At 59.3% G+C, this 18,578-nt stretch carries 15 protein-coding genes; 11 read left to right on the forward strand and 4 right to left on the reverse strand.

The annotated features are described in order from the left end of the window. Positions 1-115 precede the first annotated feature (115 nt). Entirely contained in the window at positions 116-700 is a 585-nt protein-coding gene (locus CUR33_RS06405) for an acyl carrier protein phosphodiesterase (protein WP_289239037.1), read from the forward strand. Here the strand turns inward: CUR33_RS06405 and CUR33_RS06410 are convergent. Beyond that, positions 697-1,476 (reverse strand): lysophospholipid acyltransferase family protein, encoded by a 780-nt coding sequence (locus CUR33_RS06410; protein ID WP_289239038.1) that lies wholly within the window; start codon positions 1,474-1,476, stop codon positions 697-699. The two genes, CUR33_RS06405 and CUR33_RS06410, sit on opposite strands and share 4 nt — an antisense overlap. A gap of 83 nt (positions 1,477-1,559) precedes the next feature. Then, the gene (olsB, locus tag CUR33_RS06415) at positions 1,560-2,318 is read right to left on the reverse strand and encodes an L-ornithine N(alpha)-acyltransferase (protein ID WP_090249004.1); all 759 of its coding nucleotides are present in this window, start codon (positions 2,316-2,318) and stop codon (positions 1,560-1,562) included. Between the two features lie 148 nt (positions 2,319-2,466). Here olsB and CUR33_RS06420 point away from each other — a divergent pair, with 148 nt between their 5' ends. The 6 genes from CUR33_RS06420 (at position 2,467) to CUR33_RS06445 (ending at position 7,857) form a co-directional block, all read left to right on the forward strand. After that, the gene (locus CUR33_RS06420; RefSeq protein ID WP_289239039.1) at positions 2,467-3,354 is read left to right on the forward strand and encodes an acyl-CoA dehydrogenase; all 888 of its coding nucleotides are present in this window, start codon (positions 2,467-2,469) and stop codon (positions 3,352-3,354) included. 87 nt (positions 3,355-3,441) lie between these two features. Beyond that, a complete protein-coding gene (locus CUR33_RS06425) occupies positions 3,442-4,227 on the forward strand; it encodes an MBL fold metallo-hydrolase (RefSeq protein ID WP_090249000.1) in 786 nt (261 codons plus the stop codon). A gap of 226 nt (positions 4,228-4,453) precedes the next feature. Beyond that, entirely contained in the window at positions 4,454-5,545 is a 1,092-nt protein-coding gene (locus tag CUR33_RS06430; RefSeq protein ID WP_289239513.1) for a serine hydrolase domain-containing protein, read from the forward strand. After that, positions 5,542-5,874: an amidase gene (locus CUR33_RS06435; RefSeq protein WP_167142403.1), complete on the forward strand. Its 333-nt coding sequence runs from the start codon at positions 5,542-5,544 to the stop codon at positions 5,872-5,874. Before CUR33_RS06430 ends, CUR33_RS06435 begins: the two co-directional genes overlap by 4 nt. Before the next feature lie 123 nt (positions 5,875-5,997). Further along, positions 5,998-7,155 (forward strand): phospholipase D-like domain-containing protein, encoded by a 1,158-nt coding sequence (locus tag CUR33_RS06440; protein WP_170048382.1) that lies wholly within the window; start codon positions 5,998-6,000, stop codon positions 7,153-7,155. Between the two features lie 90 nt (positions 7,156-7,245). Continuing rightward, on the forward strand, positions 7,246-7,857 hold the full coding sequence (locus tag CUR33_RS06445) for a DUF2846 domain-containing protein (RefSeq protein ID WP_282875096.1): 612 nt from the start codon (positions 7,246-7,248) through the stop codon (positions 7,855-7,857). Positions 7,858-7,931: 74 nt separating this feature from the next. Here CUR33_RS06445 and CUR33_RS06450 read toward each other — a convergent pair whose 3' ends face one another. Continuing rightward, positions 7,932-9,107 carry a thiolase family protein gene (locus CUR33_RS06450; protein WP_289239040.1) on the reverse strand — a complete coding sequence of 392 codons (1,176 nt, stop codon included), beginning with the start codon at positions 9,105-9,107 and terminating at the stop codon, positions 7,932-7,934. A 182-nt stretch (positions 9,108-9,289) separates the two neighbouring features. Here CUR33_RS06450 and CUR33_RS06455 point away from each other — a divergent pair, with 182 nt between their 5' ends. From CUR33_RS06455 to CUR33_RS06470, 4 genes are all read left to right on the forward strand, one after another. Continuing rightward, positions 9,290-10,972 carry a fatty acid--CoA ligase gene (locus CUR33_RS06455; protein WP_289239041.1) on the forward strand — a complete coding sequence of 561 codons (1,683 nt, stop codon included), beginning with the start codon at positions 9,290-9,292 and terminating at the stop codon, positions 10,970-10,972. 361 nt (positions 10,973-11,333) lie between these two features. Continuing rightward, complete coding sequence (locus CUR33_RS06460) at positions 11,334-13,268, forward strand: DUF1302 domain-containing protein (RefSeq protein ID WP_289239042.1); 1,935 nt, start codon at positions 11,334-11,336, stop codon at positions 13,266-13,268. Positions 13,269-13,302: 34 nt separating this feature from the next. Then, positions 13,303-14,670: a DUF1329 domain-containing protein gene (locus CUR33_RS06465; protein ID WP_282875100.1), complete on the forward strand. Its 1,368-nt coding sequence runs from the start codon at positions 13,303-13,305 to the stop codon at positions 14,668-14,670. A gap of 277 nt (positions 14,671-14,947) precedes the next feature. Further along, positions 14,948-17,671, forward strand: coding sequence for a LuxR C-terminal-related transcriptional regulator (locus CUR33_RS06470; protein WP_289239043.1), 2,724 nt, complete (start codon positions 14,948-14,950; stop codon positions 17,669-17,671). On the opposite strand, the gene CUR33_RS06475 is transcribed toward CUR33_RS06470, so the two are convergent. Further along, a complete protein-coding gene (locus tag CUR33_RS06475; RefSeq protein ID WP_090251223.1) occupies positions 17,660-18,526 on the reverse strand; it encodes a hypothetical protein in 867 nt (288 codons plus the stop codon). The two genes, CUR33_RS06470 and CUR33_RS06475, sit on opposite strands and share 12 nt — an antisense overlap. Positions 18,527-18,578 lie beyond the last annotated feature (52 nt).

An 18,578-nucleotide genomic window follows, 5' to 3' on the forward strand; every position in this document is an offset into this window, starting at 1 on the left:
CTGTGTGCCGTAACGCTATATCGCGATGGAGCGAACTTTATATTGGCTACTGACGATATACAGATCGTTCGTGGCGATAGTCATCATCACGGCGGCTGATGTGTAAGCTGTGGCCATGAATTACCTCGCGCATTTACACCTCGGCGGCGACGCGCCGGCACAACTTCTGGGCAGCCTGTATGGCGATTTCGTCAAAGGGCCGCTGGCCGGGCAGTGGCCGGCGGATATCGAAGCGGCGATCCACCTGCATCGGCGCATCGATGTGTTCACCGACAGCCACCCGCTGCAAGCGCAAGCGCGGGCACGTTTTCCGGTTGAGCGGCGGCGCTACAGCGGCATCTTGCTGGATGTGTTTTTCGATCACTGCCTGGCGCTGAATTGGGGCGACTATGCCGCCGAGCCTCTGCCGCGTTTTACCGGGCGGGTGTATCAAGTGCTGGCTGACGAGCCGCGTTTGCCTGAGCGTCTGGCGCACATTGCGCCGCGTATGGCCGCGCAGGATTGGCTGGGCAGTTACCGCGATTTTGCCGTGCTGGACCAGGTGGTCGCGGGGATTGATCGGCGACTATCGCGGCCAGGCTTGCTGGCCGGCGGTGCGGCCGAGCTGGAGCGGCTGTATCAGCCGCTACTGGAGGATTTTCGCCAGTTCTATCCCGAATTGCAGGCCTTCGTGGCGCGCGAGCGTGGACTGGTTGATTAAGCGGCCCGGCTTTCTTCCTCGCGTAGTTCAGCTGTGCCAAACAGCGCCTGGCTGATCGCTTGCTGCGCCGCGCGAGCCAGGGCATTGCGGTTCAGCTCACGGCTGGCAATCGGTGTCAGCAGCTGGATCTGCACTTCACCCAACTCGCTGCCGAGCAAGCGCAGCAGGTGCGAGAGCATGTCGTCATCGCCGATAAACGGCGCCACGCTGCAGGGTTTGCCATCACGCAGGTAACGGATGGCCACTGGCTGTATGTAAACCCCGCTGTCGATCGCGCTGCTCAGCAAGCGGCCGTGGAAGGTGCGCAGCCCCAGCCCATCAGTGGTGGTGCCTTCGGGGAAGATCAGCAGGTTGCGCCCGCGTTGCAAGTGGTTGCCCAGCTGCTGGCTGAGCAGGCCGCTATCACCCGAGCCGCGGCGGATAAACAGGGTGCCGGCCTTGTGCGCCAGCCAACCGGCCACCGGCCAGGTGCGTACCTCGGCCTTGGACAGAAAGGACAGCGGAGTGAGCATGCCGAGCAGCGGAATATCGGTCCAGGACACGTGATTGCTGACCCACAGCATTGGCTGGCGCGGCAGCTCGCCCTTCACCTGCAAGCGGAATGGCAGCGCCCCTGCCAGACGCGCGAGAAACCAGCGGGTCAGGCGCTGACGGGTCGGCATCAGGTCATGCCGCACCAGGCGTTCAAGCAAAGTGATGCCTCCGGCCAGCAGGGTGCCGAGGCTGATCACCAGCAGCAGGCGCGCCAGGCGCAGGTACAAACGCACTTTCTTCATCGAACACTCTCGCGACAAAAACACAAACGCCGGTACTGTCTACAGAGTGCCGGCGAGTTGTGCAAGATTACTCCGACCTGCTGTTAAACAGCCGCTTTGAAGTGCCGTGCATAGCGCGGGCACAGCTCGTCGCGCTTGAGCAGGATAAACACGTCAGCGACCTGGAAATCCTGGTCCCAGCACGGCTCGCCACAGATCTTCGCACCCAGGCGCATATAGGCCTTGAGCAGTGGCGGCATTTCGGCGATCACGTTGCTCGGCACATCCAGCGCCGGCAGCGGAGTTTTCGGTTCGGCGCGCAAATGCTCGGTGCACAGGTAGCGTTCGCGCAGGCGCTGCATGATCGCCTGGGCCTGGATGCCCCCGTCCTGCATGGAGATGCTGGCGCAGCCCATCAGGTAGCGGTAACCGCCTTCGTTGAGCACTTCGGCCAACTCGCCCCAAAGCACGGCGATGGTTGCGCCGTTGCGGTAGGCCGCGTCGACGCAGGTGCGGCCGATTTCCAGCACCGGGCCTTCCAGGTGCGGCAGACCGTGCAGGCTGAATTCTTCTTCGCTGTAGAAGCGCCCCAGGCTGGCGGCAGCGCGGTGGTCGAGCAGGCGGGTAGTGGCCACCAGCTCACCGCTGTTGAGGTCACGTACGCCGATGTGTTGGCAGTGAATGTCGTAGTCATCCATGTCCAGGCCCAGTTCGGCACCCTTGAGCTTGGCATCGAATTCGGCGCTGAATACGCGAAAGCGCAGCGCCTGGGCTTCGCGCAGGGCGGCAGCGCCGTGTAAGCGCTCGGCCTGCAGGCGACGAGCTGGGGTGGTGCGGTCGCGGGTGATTGCCATTTGGGTCATGCCGTCATCTCCGTTAGCCGGCTTTTTGCCTTGCAGCCGGTCGATCTTGTTGGGCAAGCTCAGGCTAGGTAGCGGCGGTGTCACCTCCGTGAATCTTTGGTGATGCTTGTGTGACAGTGACTTCGATAACCCCAACAAGGAGCAATGCATGCCCTGGCAACAGTTGTTGAGCCCGCAAACGCGTCTGCCGGTCGCGGGGCTGGAGGAGTGGTACGCCAGCCTGCTGGAACGCATCGGCCACCCGACCCCGTTGCAGCTGGCCTTGCTCGGTGGTCGGCTGGCAGCGACGCCGGGGTTGGCGTTTCTCGCCGGTTATCAAGGTGCGTTGCGCGCACTCTGGCCGGCCGCGCCCTGGACCCTGGGCGCACTGTGCGTCACCGAAAACCGCAGCACCCGCCCGGCTGATATGGCTACGCGGATCGACGCGCTGAGCCTTGATGGCCGCAAGGATTTCGTCACCGCCGCCGAAGCCGCTGACTGGCTCTTGGTGACTGCGCGTGAGGAAGTAGTCGGTGCGCCGGTACAGCTGGCTCTAGGCGTGGTGCGCAATGGCGCGCCGGGTGTGCAGATCGAGACGCTGCCAGCGTTGCCGTTGATGCCGGATGTCAGCCATGGCCGCCTGCATCTGCAGGGCGCGCAGTGCGAACGTCTGGCCGGCGATGGTTGGGATGACTACGTAAAACCCTTCCGCACATTGGAAGACACTCACGTGCTGGCGGCGCTGACCGCCTGGCTGTTTGGTGTGGGCCAGGAGTCGGCCTGGCCGCAGGCCCTGCAATTGCGCTTGCTCGGCTTGCTGGCCGGCTGCGCGGAAGTGGCGCGGCAATGCCCGAGTACGGCGGGCAGTCACGTGATGCTGGCTGGGCTGTTTGCCCAGTTCGACAGTTTGCGCCCTGATTTGGACAATGCCTTTGCTGCGGGTGATGCGCAATGGGCGCAGCTCTGGCAGCGCGACAAGGGTTTGCTGACGATTGCCGGCAGCGCGCGCAGCAAACGTCTGCAGAAGGCGCAGGCCGTGCTCGGCATCAACCTTTAACTCGGCATGGCGTGCCGGCTTGATCCAGATCAGTAAGACTGAGCCGCTGCGTCAGTAAGCTCGCGGGCTTTCGGGAGAGAGCCTGCCATGCGACGCGAGCCCATAGTGCTGTTCGATAACGGCGAGCATCAATGCATGATGTTCGATGATCTGGTCAGCGGGGAGGGCGTGCAGTCCAACCAGTTTCTGATCACCGACAACGAGCAGTACCTGTTGCTCGACCCGGGCGGCGATCTGACTTACACGCCGTTATCGCTGGAGCTGTCCAAGCATATCCCGGTGCAGGATCTGACCTATATCTTTGCCTCGCACCAGGACCCGGACATCATCGCCTCGCTGGACAAATGGCTGCTGCACACGCGTGCGCGGGTGATCTGCTCCAAGCTCTGGGCGCGCTTTCTGCCGCATTTGACGGCCAACTACCTGGCACTCAGCCGTGGCATCAACACCTTTGACCGGATCATCGCGCTGCCGGATCGCGGTCAGTCGTTTGCCCTGGGTAAATGCACGCTCAAGGCGGTGCCTGCGCACTTTCTCCACTCGGTGGGCAACTTCCAGCTGTATGACCCGGTGAGCAAGATCCTGTTTTCCGGAGATATGGGCGCCTCGATGGTTGATGACGCGCACCCGGTGAGCGACTTCGTCAACCATGTGCCGAACATGCTCGGCTTTCACCGACGCTATATGGCCAGTAACAAGGTCTGCCGCCTGTGGGCGGCGATGGTCCGAGAGATGGATGTGGCGATGATCGTGCCGCAGCACGGCCGGCCTTTTGTCGGCGCGGAAATGATCAATGCTTTTCTCTACTGGATCGAGAACCTGGAGTGCGGCATGGATCTGATGGGGCCGGAAGATTTCCGTTTGCCTAAATAAGCGCGAGCTTGAAGTCTGCTGCGCATCGGCCCGGCAGCGTTAAAAACAGGTCTCTCGTTCGCGAGACTTTAAACAGCTTTTCGCACAGTGACTTTTCGCGCCGAATCACCGGCTAAACCGGCGTGTTCGGCGCTTTTTGTCGTCATCGGCGCCATGCTACGGTGCCGCCTTCGATCCCAGCAGAGGCGGCTCCATGTCCTTCACTCCCTTTCCCGCGCGGCGGCTGATGCTGGCGTGCGTCTTCGCCCTAGGCTGCGCTACGGCGCACGCCGAGAACTGGCCTGGCAGTGACTGGGACAGCCAGTTGGCCGCGCCCAGCGCCGCGCTCAGTGAGCTGGAAAACTATGCCTTCCCGGCCCGCGATGACTCCACCCGCAAGGGCGTACGTACCGATGCCCTGTTGGTGATCCGCGATGGCCAGGTGGTTTACGAGCGCTACGCCGCGCCGACCACTGCCGCCACGCCACACCTGACCTGGTCGATGGCCAAAAGCCTGTTGGCCACCACCATGGGTGTGGCCTATGGTCAGGGCCTCTTCCGTCTGGATGCGCCGGTGGCGGATTACTACCCGCCGTTTGCGGCGCATCCGCAGGTCAAGGTCGGTCATCTGCTCAACTGGGCCTCGGGCCTGGACTGGCAGGAAGACTATGAATATGCGCCGCTGAAATCCTCGGTGGTGGCAATGCTCTACACCCGCGGTCGCAGTGATATGGCGGCGTTCACCGCCGCGCACAGCGCCGATGCCGAGCCGGGCGAGCGCTTCCGTTATTCCAGTGGCGATACCAACGTGCTCGCCGCTGCGTTGAAAAACATCGTGGGCGAAGCGGCTTACGCCGATTACCCCTGGACTGCATTGTTCGATCCGCTCGGCATTACCACTGCCGTATGGGAGCGTGATGCCGCCGGCACCTTTGTTGGTTCTTCCTACGTGTATATGAGCGCCCGCGACCTGGCCCGTGTCGGCCTGCTGATGCAGCACGATGGTCGCTGGGGCGAGCAGCAGTTACTGCCCAAGGCCTGGGTCGACTTCAATCGCACGCCCTTTGCCAACTACCAGTCACAAGCTGACAAGCCCGGCGAAGCTGTACCGGGCGGCCAGTGGTGGCTGAACGCGGCGGTAGCCGGTGCAAGCAGGCCGTGGCCGGATGCGCCGGAGGACACCCTGGTGGCGTCCGGGCACTGGGGGCAGGGCTTGTATGTGATCGCCAGCGAAAATCTGGTGATCGTGCGCTATGCCGATGACCGCGATGGCAGCTTTGATCGCAACCATTTCCTCAAGTTGGTTCTCGCCGCGTTGGCCGATGAGGTGCAGCCATGATTCGTCGTCGTCCGTTCAGCAGCCTGTTGTTGCTGATTGTGCTGTTGCTCGCTGCTCTTGCCTGGCAGAACCGCGCACACCTGCAAGCCTTCCCAGGCATCATCGGCGCCTACTCGGCCAAGGAATATTGTTCGTGCCGTTATGTCGCGAATAACCCGGCCGACTACTGCGAGGCGTATGTCGCTCAGTATGTTTCGCTCTCCGGCTTTTTCGACGACCAAGCCAACAAGCGCGTGACCGCGCGCGGCCTGGGCAGCACCCAGAGTGCTCAGTGGTTAGGCCCGCGTCAGGGTTGCCAGTTGTTACCGCAGGCTGCGCCGCTGCCATAACACGGTGGCGACCTGGTCGTTCCGCCGGCAGGGTTTGCAAGGCCCTGCTGGACGGCTATGGTGGCGTCTCAATTTCCCATGCGTGAGACGCAATGCGCAGAATCAACTGCAATATGAACCGTCATGCCGCATAACGTCTTTCCTTGGCGACGCGGTAACGCACTGACGCTGCTGATCGACGGGCCGCAGTTTTTCGTGCAGATGCTGGCGCGCATCGACGCCGCGCAGCGACAGGTCGAACTGGAACTCTATCTGGTGGAAAGCGGAGCCTGTGGCAAAGCCCTGCTCGAGTCGCTGTGCGCGGCTGCTCAGCGTGGTGTTGCCGTGCGCTGTTTGCTGGATGCCTTTGGTGCGCAGGGGCTGCAGATGGCGGATCGTCAGTTGCTGCAGGCGGCTGGCGTGCAGGTGCAGTGGTACAACCCGCTGCGCTGGAAGCACGGCGTGCGCAACTTTCACCGTGATCACCGCAAGCTGCTGCTGGTCGATGGGCAGTTTGCCTTTGTCGGCGGTACGGGCGCGACCGATGAATTCTGGCAGCCGGAGCAAGACAGCAGCCGTTGGCATGAAGTCATGGTTGAAATCAGCGGGCCGCTGGTGGCCGACTGGCAACAGTTGTTCGAGCGTCAGTGGCAGGCGTCTCAGGCCTGGATCGCCTGGCGACCGCGCATGCCGTTACGCCTGAAGAATCTGCCGGCTTTGCCAGCGCTGGGGCAGGGCTTGGGTCGGGTGGCCTTTGCCGATGCGTCGCAGCACCGCGATATCCTGCTCTCTCTGGTGCGCGCCTTACGTGGCGCCAAGCAGCGTATCTGGTTGGCTACACCGTATTTCCTGCCGACGTGGCGGGTGCGCCGCACTTTACGTCAAGCGGCCAAACGGGGTGTAGACGTGCGCCTCCTGCTGGCTGGGCATCACACTGATCATCCGCCGGTGCGCTTTGCCGGGCAGCGCTATTACGCCAGTCTGCTTAAAGCGGGGGTGCAGATATTCGAGTACCAGCCGCGCTTTCTGCACCTGAAGATGGTGCTGGTAGATGACTGGGTCAGTGTCGGTTCCTGCAACTTCGACCACTGGAACCTGCGCTTCAATCTGGACGCCAACTTGGAAGCGCTCGATCCTGCCTTTACCGCCAGCGTGGCAGCGAGCTTTCAGGCGGACTTTGCCGATAGCCAGGAAATCACCCTGGCCGATTGGCGCGCACGGCCCTGGTGGCGCCGGCTGCAGCAGTCCATCTGGGGTGCGCTGGATCAGTTGCTGGTCAACCTGCTCGATCGTCGCCGCTAACCCGCACTTTCTCGGCCCGCACTTTTGTCTGGTGTAGGCTGGGCAGTGCGCCGCTATGCTCGGCCTATAACTCGAATAAGGATGCTGTCGATGCGTGGTCTGCCCTGGCTTGCGGTGCTGTTGGTGGTTGCCTTGAGTGGTTGCTCGACCCCTGGGGCGTTCTTTGGCGCCACCGAGGGCGAAGCGTTTCGTGAGCATGTGCTCAGCGATGACAACCACGCGCTGGTTTACCTCTACCGCCCGCAGAGCGACTGGGCGGATCAGGAGCTGGAAGCTCCGGCGCTGTTTCTGAACAACGCCCGTATCGGCAGCTTGCCGAGCAATGCCTACATGGTGCTGGAGTTTGATATCGCCAGTTATCAGCTGGAAATGCGCCGGCCGTTGTTTGGCACGCACTGGACCTTCTTCGCTGACGGCCCGCTGGACTTCACCCTGATCAGCAGCTTTACCCTGGACGCCGAAGCCGGCGGCATTTATTACCTGCGCTATGACGAACTCAACCCGCCGCCAGTCAATGAGCAGGCAGTCAGTCAGGGTGATGGTCCGCTGCAACTGGTGTCCCGCGAGGTAGCTGCGACGGAAATCGGTGCCACCCGTGAAATCCAGCCCTTCGAGCAGATCGCCGCCAGCGGCGAAACCGAGCGCATGCAGCGCAGTTTCTGGCGCAAGGTCGGCAAGTCGCTGGATAAGATCGGCATCTAAAACGCAACGGGCCAGCGCAAGGCTGGCCCGTTACCGCAACGTAAACATGGCCATTGCGGCCATGCGTCGATCCTTTAGATCAGCTCGACCGCTACAGCTGTAGCTTCGCCGCCACCGATGCACAGCGAGGCGATGCCGCGCTTGCCGCCGGTGTTCTTTAGCGCGTTGATCAGGGTCAGGATGATTCGCGAGCCGGTAGAGCCGACCGGATGGCCCTGGGCGCAGGCGCCGCCGTAGACGTTGACCTTGGCGTGATCCAGGCCGTGTTCGCGGATGGCCAGCATGGTGACCATGGCGAAGGCTTCGTTGATCTCGTACAGGTCAACGTCGGCCTTGTCCCAGCCGGTTTTCTTCAGCAAGTTAGTGATCGAGCCAATCGGCGCGATGGTGAACTCGCTTGGGTCCTGGCTCTGCGTGGCATGGGCAACGATCTTCGCCAGCGGCGTGAGGCCACGTTTGGCGGCTTCTTCAGCGGTCATCAACAGCAACGCCGAGGCGCCGTCGGAGATCGAGCTGGCGTTAGCCGCAGTGATGCTGCCGTCCTTGCGAAACGCTGGCTTCAGGCCGGGGATTTTCTCCAGATTGGCGTTCAGCGGCTGCTCGTCATCCTTGATCACGACATCACCCTTGCGGCCGCTGACGGTGATCGGAACGATTTCCGCATCCAACGCACCGCTGGCGATGGCGGCCTGAGCGCGTTTCAGCGACTCGATGGCGTAGGCATCCATCTGCTCACGGGTGATGCCGTACTGGTCAGCAGTTTCCTGGGCGAAAGAGCCCATCAGGCGGCCGGTGCGCGCATCTTCCAGGCCGTCGAGGAACATGTGGTCTTTGATCTCGCCGTGGCCCATGCGCAAGCCTGCGCGGGCCTTGGTCATGATGTAGGGCGCGTTGGACATGCTTTCCATGCCGCCGGCGATCATCACGGTGTTGCTGCCGGCTTTGAGCGAATCAAACGCCATCATCACGGCTTTCATGCCCGAACCGCAGAGCTTGTTGATGGTGGTGCAGCCGGTGGCAGCGGGCAGGCCAGCGTTCAGCGACGCCTGGCGCGCCGGGCCCTGCTTCAGGCCGGCTGGCAGCACGCAGCCCATGATCACTTCCTGCACATCGGCAGGCGCAACCCCGGCGCGCTCTACTGCGGCACGAATGGCGGCCGCACCAAGGTCAACCGCAGCAATGCTCGACAGGCTGCCTTGAAAACCACCCATCGGCGTACGTGCGCCGCTGACGATGACGATATCGGACATCGGGAAACTCCTCGTTTTTGTAGTAGGTCGCAGGCCAAACAAATCGAATGCGAGCGTTCGATTCTACTGCGTGACTAAAAATGCCCAAAGAGTCACGCAAAAAATCATTCTTTGGGCTGATTTGAGCCGGCTGCCAGGGCTCTAGATTGGGCCCACTGAAAAAACCAACAATAGGTACCGCCATGCTGCAGACCCGTCTGATTGCTCCCGCTGACAATGCTCACAATGCGCCGCTGCTGATCAAGCGGCTGCTGCTGTCGGGCATTCGCTACGAGAAAACCCGCGAAATCGTCTACCGCGATCAGCTGCGCTACAGCTATGCGACCCTCAACGAGCGTGTGGCGCGCCTGGCCAATGTGCTCACCGAGGCGGGGGTCAAGGCCGGTGACACCGTGGCCGTGATGGACTGGGACAGCCATCGTTACCTGGAGTGCATGTTCGCCATCCCGATGATCGGTGCGGTGCTGCACACCATCAACATCCGCCTGTCAGCGGATCAGATCCTCTACACCATGAACCATGCCGACGATAAGTTCGTGCTGGTCAACAGCGAGTTTGTGCCGCTGTACAAGGGCATCGAAAGCCAGCTGACGACGGTAGAGAAGACCATCCTGCTTACCGATGCGGCTGAGAAAACCGCCGACTTGGGTGGCCTGGTCGGTGAATACGAAAACCTGCTGGCCGCCGCCAGCCCGCGTTACGACTTCCCGGACTTCGACGAGAACTCGGTCGCCACCACCTTCTACACCACCGGCACCACCGGCAACCCCAAGGGTGTGTACTTCAGCCACCGCCAACTGGTGCTGCACACCATGGCCGAAGCCAGCGTGCTGGGTAGCCTGGACAGCATCCGCCTGCTCGGCACCAACGATGTGTATATGCCGATCACCCCAATGTTCCATGTGCATGCCTGGGGTATCCCATATGTGGCCACCATGCTGGGGATCAAGCAGGTCTATCCCGGTCGTTATGAGCCAGATCTGCTCTGCCGGCTGATTAAAGATGAAAAGGTCACCTTCTCCCATTGCGTGCCGACCATTCTGCAGATGGTGTTGGCCGCGCCAGGTGCTCAAGGCCATGATTTTGGCGGTTTGAAGATGATCATCGGTGGCAGCGCACTCAACCGCTCGCTCTATGACATGGCCAAGGCGCGGGGCATTCAGTTGACTGCTGCGTATGGCATGTCGGAAACCTGTCCGCTGATTTCCTGTGGCCATATCAACGATGAGCTGATGGCCGGTAGTGAAGATGAACGCACCACCTACCGCATCAAGGCCGGCGTGCCGGTGCCGTTGGTGGAAGCGGCAATCATGTCTGCCGACGGCACCCTGTTACCTGCTGATGGCGAAACACAGGGCGAACTGGTGTTGCGTGCGCCGTGGCTGACTCAAGGCTATTTCCGTGAGCCGGAGAAGGGTGCAGAGCTTTGGGAACACGGCTGGCTGCACACCGGTGACGTGGCGACCATCGATGACTTCGGCTTTATCGATATTCGCGACCGCATCAAGGATGTGATCAAGACGGGCGGCGAATGGATTTCCTCCCTGGAGCTGGAAGACCTGATCAGCCGTCACCCGGCAGTACGTGAAGTAGCTGTGGTTGGTGTGGTCGATCCGCAGTGGGGCGAGCGGCCGTTTGCCCTGTTGGTGTTGCGCGAAGGCCAGAGCCTGGATGCCAAGGGCCTCAAGGAACACCTCAAGCCTTTTGTCGATCAGGGCAGCATCAACAAGTGGGCGATACCATCGCAGATCGCCCTTGTTACCGAAGTTCCCAAGACCAGCGTTGGCAAGCTGGATAAGAAACGTATTCGCCTGGATATCGCCCAGTGGCAAGCATCCGGTAGCCCATTTCTGTCCACTGTCTGAGCACATTGTGTTGCGGGCGAAGCGCATGCCTCGCCCGTTGAGTTTTCAGTCTCAACACTAGTTGTTTAGGGGCTTCCAAGGGGACGTTAAACAATTTACCGGGGTGGGTTACAGGGTGATGGGCACTCGTCGATGCACGTTATCCCAGTCCCGCTTCGGTGACTGATCAGTCAAACAAGCGTTTGGCTTGCTAATTGCTCGTTCCAAGCCATTCTTGGCTCTGCCGGCCGTGCTAACCACGCCGAAACCTGCGAGCCAGAGTGCCTGGGGGCTGCAAATCACACTTTAGAGGGATCAAGCAGAAGTACCCGCTGGCTATAGTCCGCACCATCCATAACAAAAAACACATGGAGTAGCGTCGATGACAAAAACAAAACAAACCTGGCGCCTGGCAAAACTGCCACTGGCCGTCAGCCTCGCATCCACCCTCGCCGCACCTGCATTCGGTGTTACTTTCAATATCGGTGAGATCGAAGGTCAACTCGATTCGTCCCTGTCTGTTGGGTCTAGTTGGTCGGTGCGTGGCGCAGATCCAGATCTTGTTGGTTTTAACAATGGTGGCGACGGTCTTTCGCAGACTTCAGATGATGGCCATGCCAACTTCAAGAAAGGCGAAACCTTCTCCAAGATTTTTAAAGGTATTCACGATCTTGAGTTGAAGTACGGTGATACCGGTGTTTTTGTTCGCGGTAAATATTGGTACGATTTCGAGTTGAAAGACGAAAGTCGCATCTTCAAAGATATTGACGACAGCAATCGTAAAGAAGGTGCACAAGCTTCTGGTGCGCAGATTCTTGATGCTTTTGTTTATCACAACTACTCAATTGCTGATCAGCCGGGTTCCGTACGTCTAGGCAAGCAAGTTGTAAGTTGGGGTGAAAGTACTTTTATTCAGAACAGTATTAACTCGATTAACCCCGTCGATGCTGCCGCGTTCCGTCGCCCAGGTGCGGAGATTAAAGAGGGGCTGATCCCTGTTAATATGTTTTATGTTGCTCAAAGTCTTACTGAAAATCTCTCGATGGAGGCTTTCTATCAGTTAGAATGGGATCAAACTGTAGTTGATAATTGTGGTACTTTTTTTGCTCAGGCTGATATTGTGGCTGATGGCTGCGATGATAATCTAAGAGTGTTGCGGGCGCGTAATACATTGCCTTTGACTGCTCTAGGTGCTGCAAATGCTTTTGGAGTTGATATTAATAATGAAGGGGTTTTGGTTAAGCGAGGTGCAGATCGCGATGCACGTGATGATGGTCAGTGGGGACTTGCATTCCGATATTTCTTTGAGCCACTAGATACTGAATTTGGTTTGTATGCAATGAATTATCATAGTCGTACGCCAATTTTTAGTGCCCAGGCGGGCAGTCAGGCTGCATATACTGCAATTGACAACTTTGTGGCTGCAGATGTTGCGAATCGCGCCGGGCTGGCTTCGCTACTAGCCGCCGGTGGCGGTAATTATTTTATGGAGTATCCAGAAGATATACGCCTCTATGGTATGAGTTTCTCAACCACATTGCCTACCGGAACAGCTTGGGCTGGTGAGCTAAGCTATAGGCCTAATGCGCCTGTACAGTTGAATTCTACAGATATTTTGTATGCCGGGTTAAAGCCTTTGGGGCAAATGACTAACACTGGTGCTGTGTTTAGAGGCGCTGGTATTGCCAACGTTTCACTGCTCGATTCGGGCTTCGGTTCCACTGCTAATGGTTATAATCGTAAAGAAATAACCCAATTCCAAACTACCTTTACTCACTTTTTTGATCAGGTTATGGGGGCTAGTCGTTTAACTCTGGTGGGTGAGGTTGGGGTTGCTCACGTGGGCGGGCTTGAGGACTCTGACGATGTTCGTTATGGTCGTGATCCGATATATGGCCCAGGTCCTCTTTCTGGTAATTATGCTGTGTCGGGAGTTGGTGTATTCCCGGCATGCCAAGGTCTAAATATTGCGACTTTGGGTAATAATCGAAATGCAGAAAATGCTACGAAATACTGTGAGGATGATGGTTTCGTCACCAGTACTTCGTGGGGCTATCGTGCGCGCGCTATCTGGGATTATCCCGATGCGGTTGCCGGTATTAACTTGCGTCCAAGCATTTCCTGGTCCCACGATGTTGATGGCTATGGTCCTAATGGTATTTTCAATGAAGGTAATAAGGCTGTAAGTCTTGGTCTGGATGCTGACTATCAGAATACCTACAACGCCAGCCTGTCCTACACCGACTTCTTCGGTGGCAAATACAACACTAGTGTTGACCGCGACTTTGTTGCGCTCAGCTTTGGCGTGAACTTCTAAGTAAGCGGACGAGATTTTGAGGACGACTATGACTATGAAAACAACAAAAAGTCTGCTGCAAACTGGCGCCCTGACACTTTCGCTGTTGGCGAGTGGTGTGATGGCGGCAGTATCGCCGGATGAAGCGGCCAAACTGGGTACTACGCTGACGCCAGTCGGTGCGGAAATGGCTGGTAATGCGGATGGTTCGATTCCAGCCTGGACTGGCGGCCTGCCAGCCAGCGCAGGCACTGCCGATAGCGCAGGCTTCCTGTCGGACCCGTTCCCGAGTGAGCAGCCGCTGTTCACCATCACCGCGCAAAACGTCGATCAGTACAAAGACAAGTTGACCCCTGGCCAGCTGGCGATGTTCAAGCGTTATCCGGAAAGCTACAAAATGCCGGTGTTCGCGACCCATCGTACGGCCACCATGCCGGACTTCATCCTGGCAGCTGCGAAGAACAACGCAGTCAACACCAAGATGGTCGAGGGCGGTAATGGTCTGGAGAACTTCGAGCAGGCTAACCCCTTCCCGATTCCGAAGGACGGTCTGGAAGCCATCTGGAACCACATCACCCGCTACCGTGGTGGCAGCGTTAAGCGTCTGGTAACCCAGGCGACTCCGCAGCCGAACGGTTCCTACAGCCTGGTTTACTTCCAGGATGAGTTCACCTTCCGTGGTGCACTGAAGGATGCCGATACCAGCAAGCCAAGCAACGTACTGTTCTACTTCAAGCAACGGGTAACTGCTCCGTCGCGTCTGGCCGGTAACGTGTTGTTGGTACACGAAACCCTTAACCAGGTGAAAGAGCCTCGTCTGGCGTGGCTGTACAACGCTGGTCAGCGTCGTGTGCGTCGTGCGCCGCAGGTTTCGTATGACGGTCCAGGTACCGCTGCTGACGGTCTGCGTACTTCCGACAACTTCGACATGTACAACGGTGCACCTGACCGTTACGAGTGGAAGCTCAACGGTAAGAAGGAGATCTACATTCCTTACAACAGCTACCGTCTGGACTCGCCGAAGCTGAAGTATGACCAGATCATCAAGGCTGGTCATATCAACCAGGACCTGACCCGTTACGAGCTGCACCGCGTATGGCACGTGACCGCAACCCTGAAATCGGGCGAGCGTCATATCTATGCCAAGCGTGACTTCTACCTCGACGAAGATACCTGGCAAGCTGCTGCCATCGACCACTATGACGGTCGCGGTACCCTGTGGCGTGTGGCTGAAGCCCATGCTCAGTACTACTACGACAAGCAAGTGCCGTGGTACAGCATCGAGACCCTGTATGACCTGCTGTCTGGTCGTTACCTGGCTCTGGGTATGAAGAACGAAGAGAAGAGTGCGTACGAGTTCGACTACCCTGCGAAGGAAAGCGATTACACCCCAGCGGCCCTGCGCCAGGCTGGCGTGCGCTAAACCTGAGTCACGCTGCATAAAGAACCGGCCCATTGGGCCGGTTTTTTTATGGCCTACTATCCTTGGCGGCAACCCGTCGGGTTCTCGCTAGGCAGCGTTAATACTGGCTCCCGGCTATTTTTTAGGCCTGGGCAACGCAAGTGATCATGCAGCAAATGGATAATCAATCATTGCTGTTTACTAATGGATGCCCGCAAGGGCTTCAAATGCAGGCATCAAGCGGCTAGTCTGCGGGGCATTGGTAGTGCCTCTGCCTGACTACTACAAGAACTGGCTGATGACTGATCTATCCCGTATTTCTGGCTTAGTGGCTGCGCCTAGTGGGCTCGGCGGGCATTTCTATCGCCCACCCTTGCCGGCCAGTTATGTGCCGCGCCCTGGGTTGTGTGAGCGTCTGCTTGGCGGTCTGGCGGGGCGTTTGCTGCTGGTTACTGCGCCGGCCGGTTTCGGTAAAAGCTCATTGGCCACTGAGTTTTGCGAGCATCTGCCAGAACAGTGGCAAAGCCTGTGGCTGGGTTTGAGTTCGCGGGACAGTGACCCTGGACGCTTTCTGGAGCGTTTGCTGAGCGGCCTACAGCAGTTTTTCCCTGGGGTTGGGCAAGAAGCACTCGGGCTGCTGCGGCTGCGGCAACGGCATCAGCCATTTGCTTTCGAAGAATGGCTCGACGGCCTGCTTGATGAGCTGGCGCTCTGGCTTGACCCGCAGAAACCGCTGTTGCTAGTGCTGGATGACTATCACCTGGCCCAAGGTGCTGTGCTCGATCGTTGTTTGCAGTTTTTTTTGAGCCATTTACCAGCTGGCCTGGTGATGCTGGTGACCAGCCGCCAGCGCCCGGACTGGCATCTGGCGCGGCTGCGTTTGTCGCGTCAGTTACTGGAGCTGCATGAGCAGGACTTGCGCCTGACGGACACTGAAAGCACAGAGTTGCTGAGGTTGCAGGGGGCTGAGCTGTCGGCTGATGCGCTGACCGCCTTGCTGTTGCGCAGTGAGGGTTGGGTCGCAGGGTTACGCCTCTGGTCCCTGGCTGTTAGTGAGGCACAGGAGTCGACTGCGCTACCGGCGCATGTGCAAGGTGGCGATGGATTGATTCACGACTACCTGCTGGAGGAGGTGATAGAGCGCCAGCCGGCGGACGTGCAGGCTTTTCTCTATGAAACAGCCAGCCAAGAACGCTTCTGCGCCGAGCTGTGTGATGCCCTGCGTGATGCCCATGACAGCGCCGCGATTCTCCGTCATCTGCAGGCGCATCAGGTGTTTCTAGTGCCGCTGGATGAGCAGGGCAAATGGTTTCGCTATCACCACCTGTTTTCCGACCTGCTGCGCAGTCGTCCGCAGCCCACTTCTGGCCTGCACCTGCGCGCATGCCGCTGGTTTAGTGCCGAAGGTTTGTTGGATGAGGCTATTGAACAGGCGTTGCGTGCCGGTCAGCCGGACGTGGCCGCGAACCTGGTACAGAACCTCTCCGAAGAGCAACTGCTGGCCGAGCAGAATGTCGCAACTTTACTGCGCTGGAAGATGGACTTGCCGGACAGCCTGCTGACCAGCACGCCGCGCCTGATTCTGCTGTATGGCTGGGCCCTGGCGTTGGCTTGCCAACTGGATGCTGCCGAAGAACTGCTGGCTGAGCTGGGGCGCTTTCTACCTGCCCGTGAGCGCAACGAGCAAGAAGGCCTACTGGCACAGTGGTTGGCCCTGAGCGGGGTGATTGCGCGTGGGCGCGGTGACAGTGCCAAGGCCCAGGCCTATTGCAGCGAAGCGCTGAGCTGTCTGCCATTGGACCGTTACGGGCAGCGCCTGATGTGCCTGTCTAGCCTGGCCAACCTGGCGATTGTGCACGGTGATCTGTGGCGTGCCCGTGGGCTGAACCGCGAAGCATTGGAGCTGGCGCAGCGCGTTGGTAACCCGTTGTTCGAGGCGCTGGCCCATTACGATCGCGCGCGGGTGTTGCAAGCCCGCGGCGAAGTGCTGCGGGCGCTCGATGAAGTGCGTCATGGCCAGCAGCGCCTGGCCCGTCTGCCGGCTCAGCGGCAGTATGCAGCGCGCGGTCGACTGACTCTCTATGAGGGTTATCTGCTGAGCCTGCGCCTGCAACCGCAACAGGCCCGGCAACGTTTGCTGGCTGGGATCGCCGAAGCGCGTGGTTGCCGCGACATTAGTGTGTTGATCGGTTACTGCGTACTGGCCAGTCTGGAAGGGCGCAGCGGTAACTTGCCGGAGGCCTTTGCTCAGCTGGCCGAGGCTGAGCGGCTGATGCATATCTGGGACATTCCGCCGATCTATTACCTGGCGATGATCACCCTGACCAAATGTGAGCTGTGGCTGCGCCAGGGGCAAGCCGAGCTGGCGGGGGTCTGGCTGAGTCGTCTGTTGGATACCTACGGCGGTGAACAGGCAGCTGCGGCCCCGGAGTTCCATCCGCAGCTGCCGCTGCATATCCAATTGCATCTGGCCACCCACGAACGTCTGCAGGGGGAAGACGAACTCGCCGAGCGGCGTTTGCGTGGTTTAAGCCAGCTGGCGCAGAACGCCGGTGGCCAGTTGCTGGGGGCGATTGCGCAGATGCAGCTGACCGCCTTGCTGTATGACAACGGGCGTGAGCGTGAAGCACAGCAGCAGTTGCGCAGTGCGCTGCAGGCAGCGGCCGGCGGTGGTTTACTACCCTTCCATGGCCTGCTGACACGGCAGCCTGAGTGGTTGCGTGAGCAATTGCTGGCGTATGAAGCCAGCCCGTTGATTGAAGCCTTGTTGCAGCACTTGCCGCAGTCAGCGCATGTCGTCAGCCAAGACGATTACGCGGGAGTGGTCGATGCGTTGAGTTCGCGTGAATTGTCCGTGCTGCAATTAATCGCCCAAGGCTGCTCCAATCAGGAGATCAGCGACAGCCTGTTTATCTCCCTGCACACGGTGAAAACCCACGCCCGGCACATCAATAGCAAGCTTGGGGTGGAACGGCGCACCCAGGCCGTGGCGCGGGCCAAGAGCCTGGGTCTATTGCGCTGACTCAACGGGTACTGATAGATCGAGGCTACGCGTAGGTGCCTTGCGCGGTTGTGCTGCTGCGGCCGCGAGCTTCTCCTGAACATCCTGCTGAATGCTCAGTAGCACTGGCTGCAGTTCACGCATGTTCGCCTGCACTTCTGCGTAGGCATGCTGCTGCGCCAGTTGTTCGACGCGTTGCAGCAGGGTTTCACGCACCTCCCCACTCAAATGAATAAACAGCTCTGGCAGCTGTTTGCTCAGCTCGGCGCTGTAGAGCACCAGTTCTTCACGGCCAAATTGTTTGGTCAGGCCCAGGTAATCCAGTGCGCTGGACGTGAGCATGGCCGCGGCGGCCTTGGTTTCATGCAGGCCTTGCAGGCGTACCGGGTTGCTTTGCTCGCTTTCCGAGAGGGTCATCCAGAATTCGGTGGTCAGGGTAAACAGCACCGCCTGCTGACGCAGTGAATAACTCATCAAGCCCAGCGCTTCGGCGGCATAGGGCTGTTGCACGGCGCGGAAATCAAAGTACAGGCGCATCAACTCCTTGAGGCGAAACAGCGCTTCGCGGGCTTCGTTCTGCCGCAGTTCCAGGGGTGCGTAGATGTTGAGCTGAGGACGGAAGTTCTCTTCGCTGACCATGCGCTGGTAGATCGGCCCGGTGAACTCGCCGCTGCGCCGAGGGAGGGCGTTGAGCTGGGTGTTGTCGACCTTGTTCAGCGCCTCCAGCAGTTGTTGGTAGTCAGCGCTGTTCCAGGGTTTGTGGATATCGGGAATCTTCTGCCCGAGGTAGAACAGCTCAGTGGCCTGTACGGGTGTTAGCAGAACCAGCAAAAGGATGGCCAGCGGTAGGCAAAGGCGGCGTGGTAGCGTGGTCAGCACAACAATAATCCTGCGGCGATGGCGTTCAGAGTAATCAACTGCAGAGTAA

The organism is Pseudomonas sp. FEMGT703P (assembly GCF_002786345.1).
In the GTDB taxonomy this organism is placed as follows: Bacteria; Pseudomonadota; Gammaproteobacteria; order Pseudomonadales; family Pseudomonadaceae; genus Aquipseudomonas; species Aquipseudomonas peli.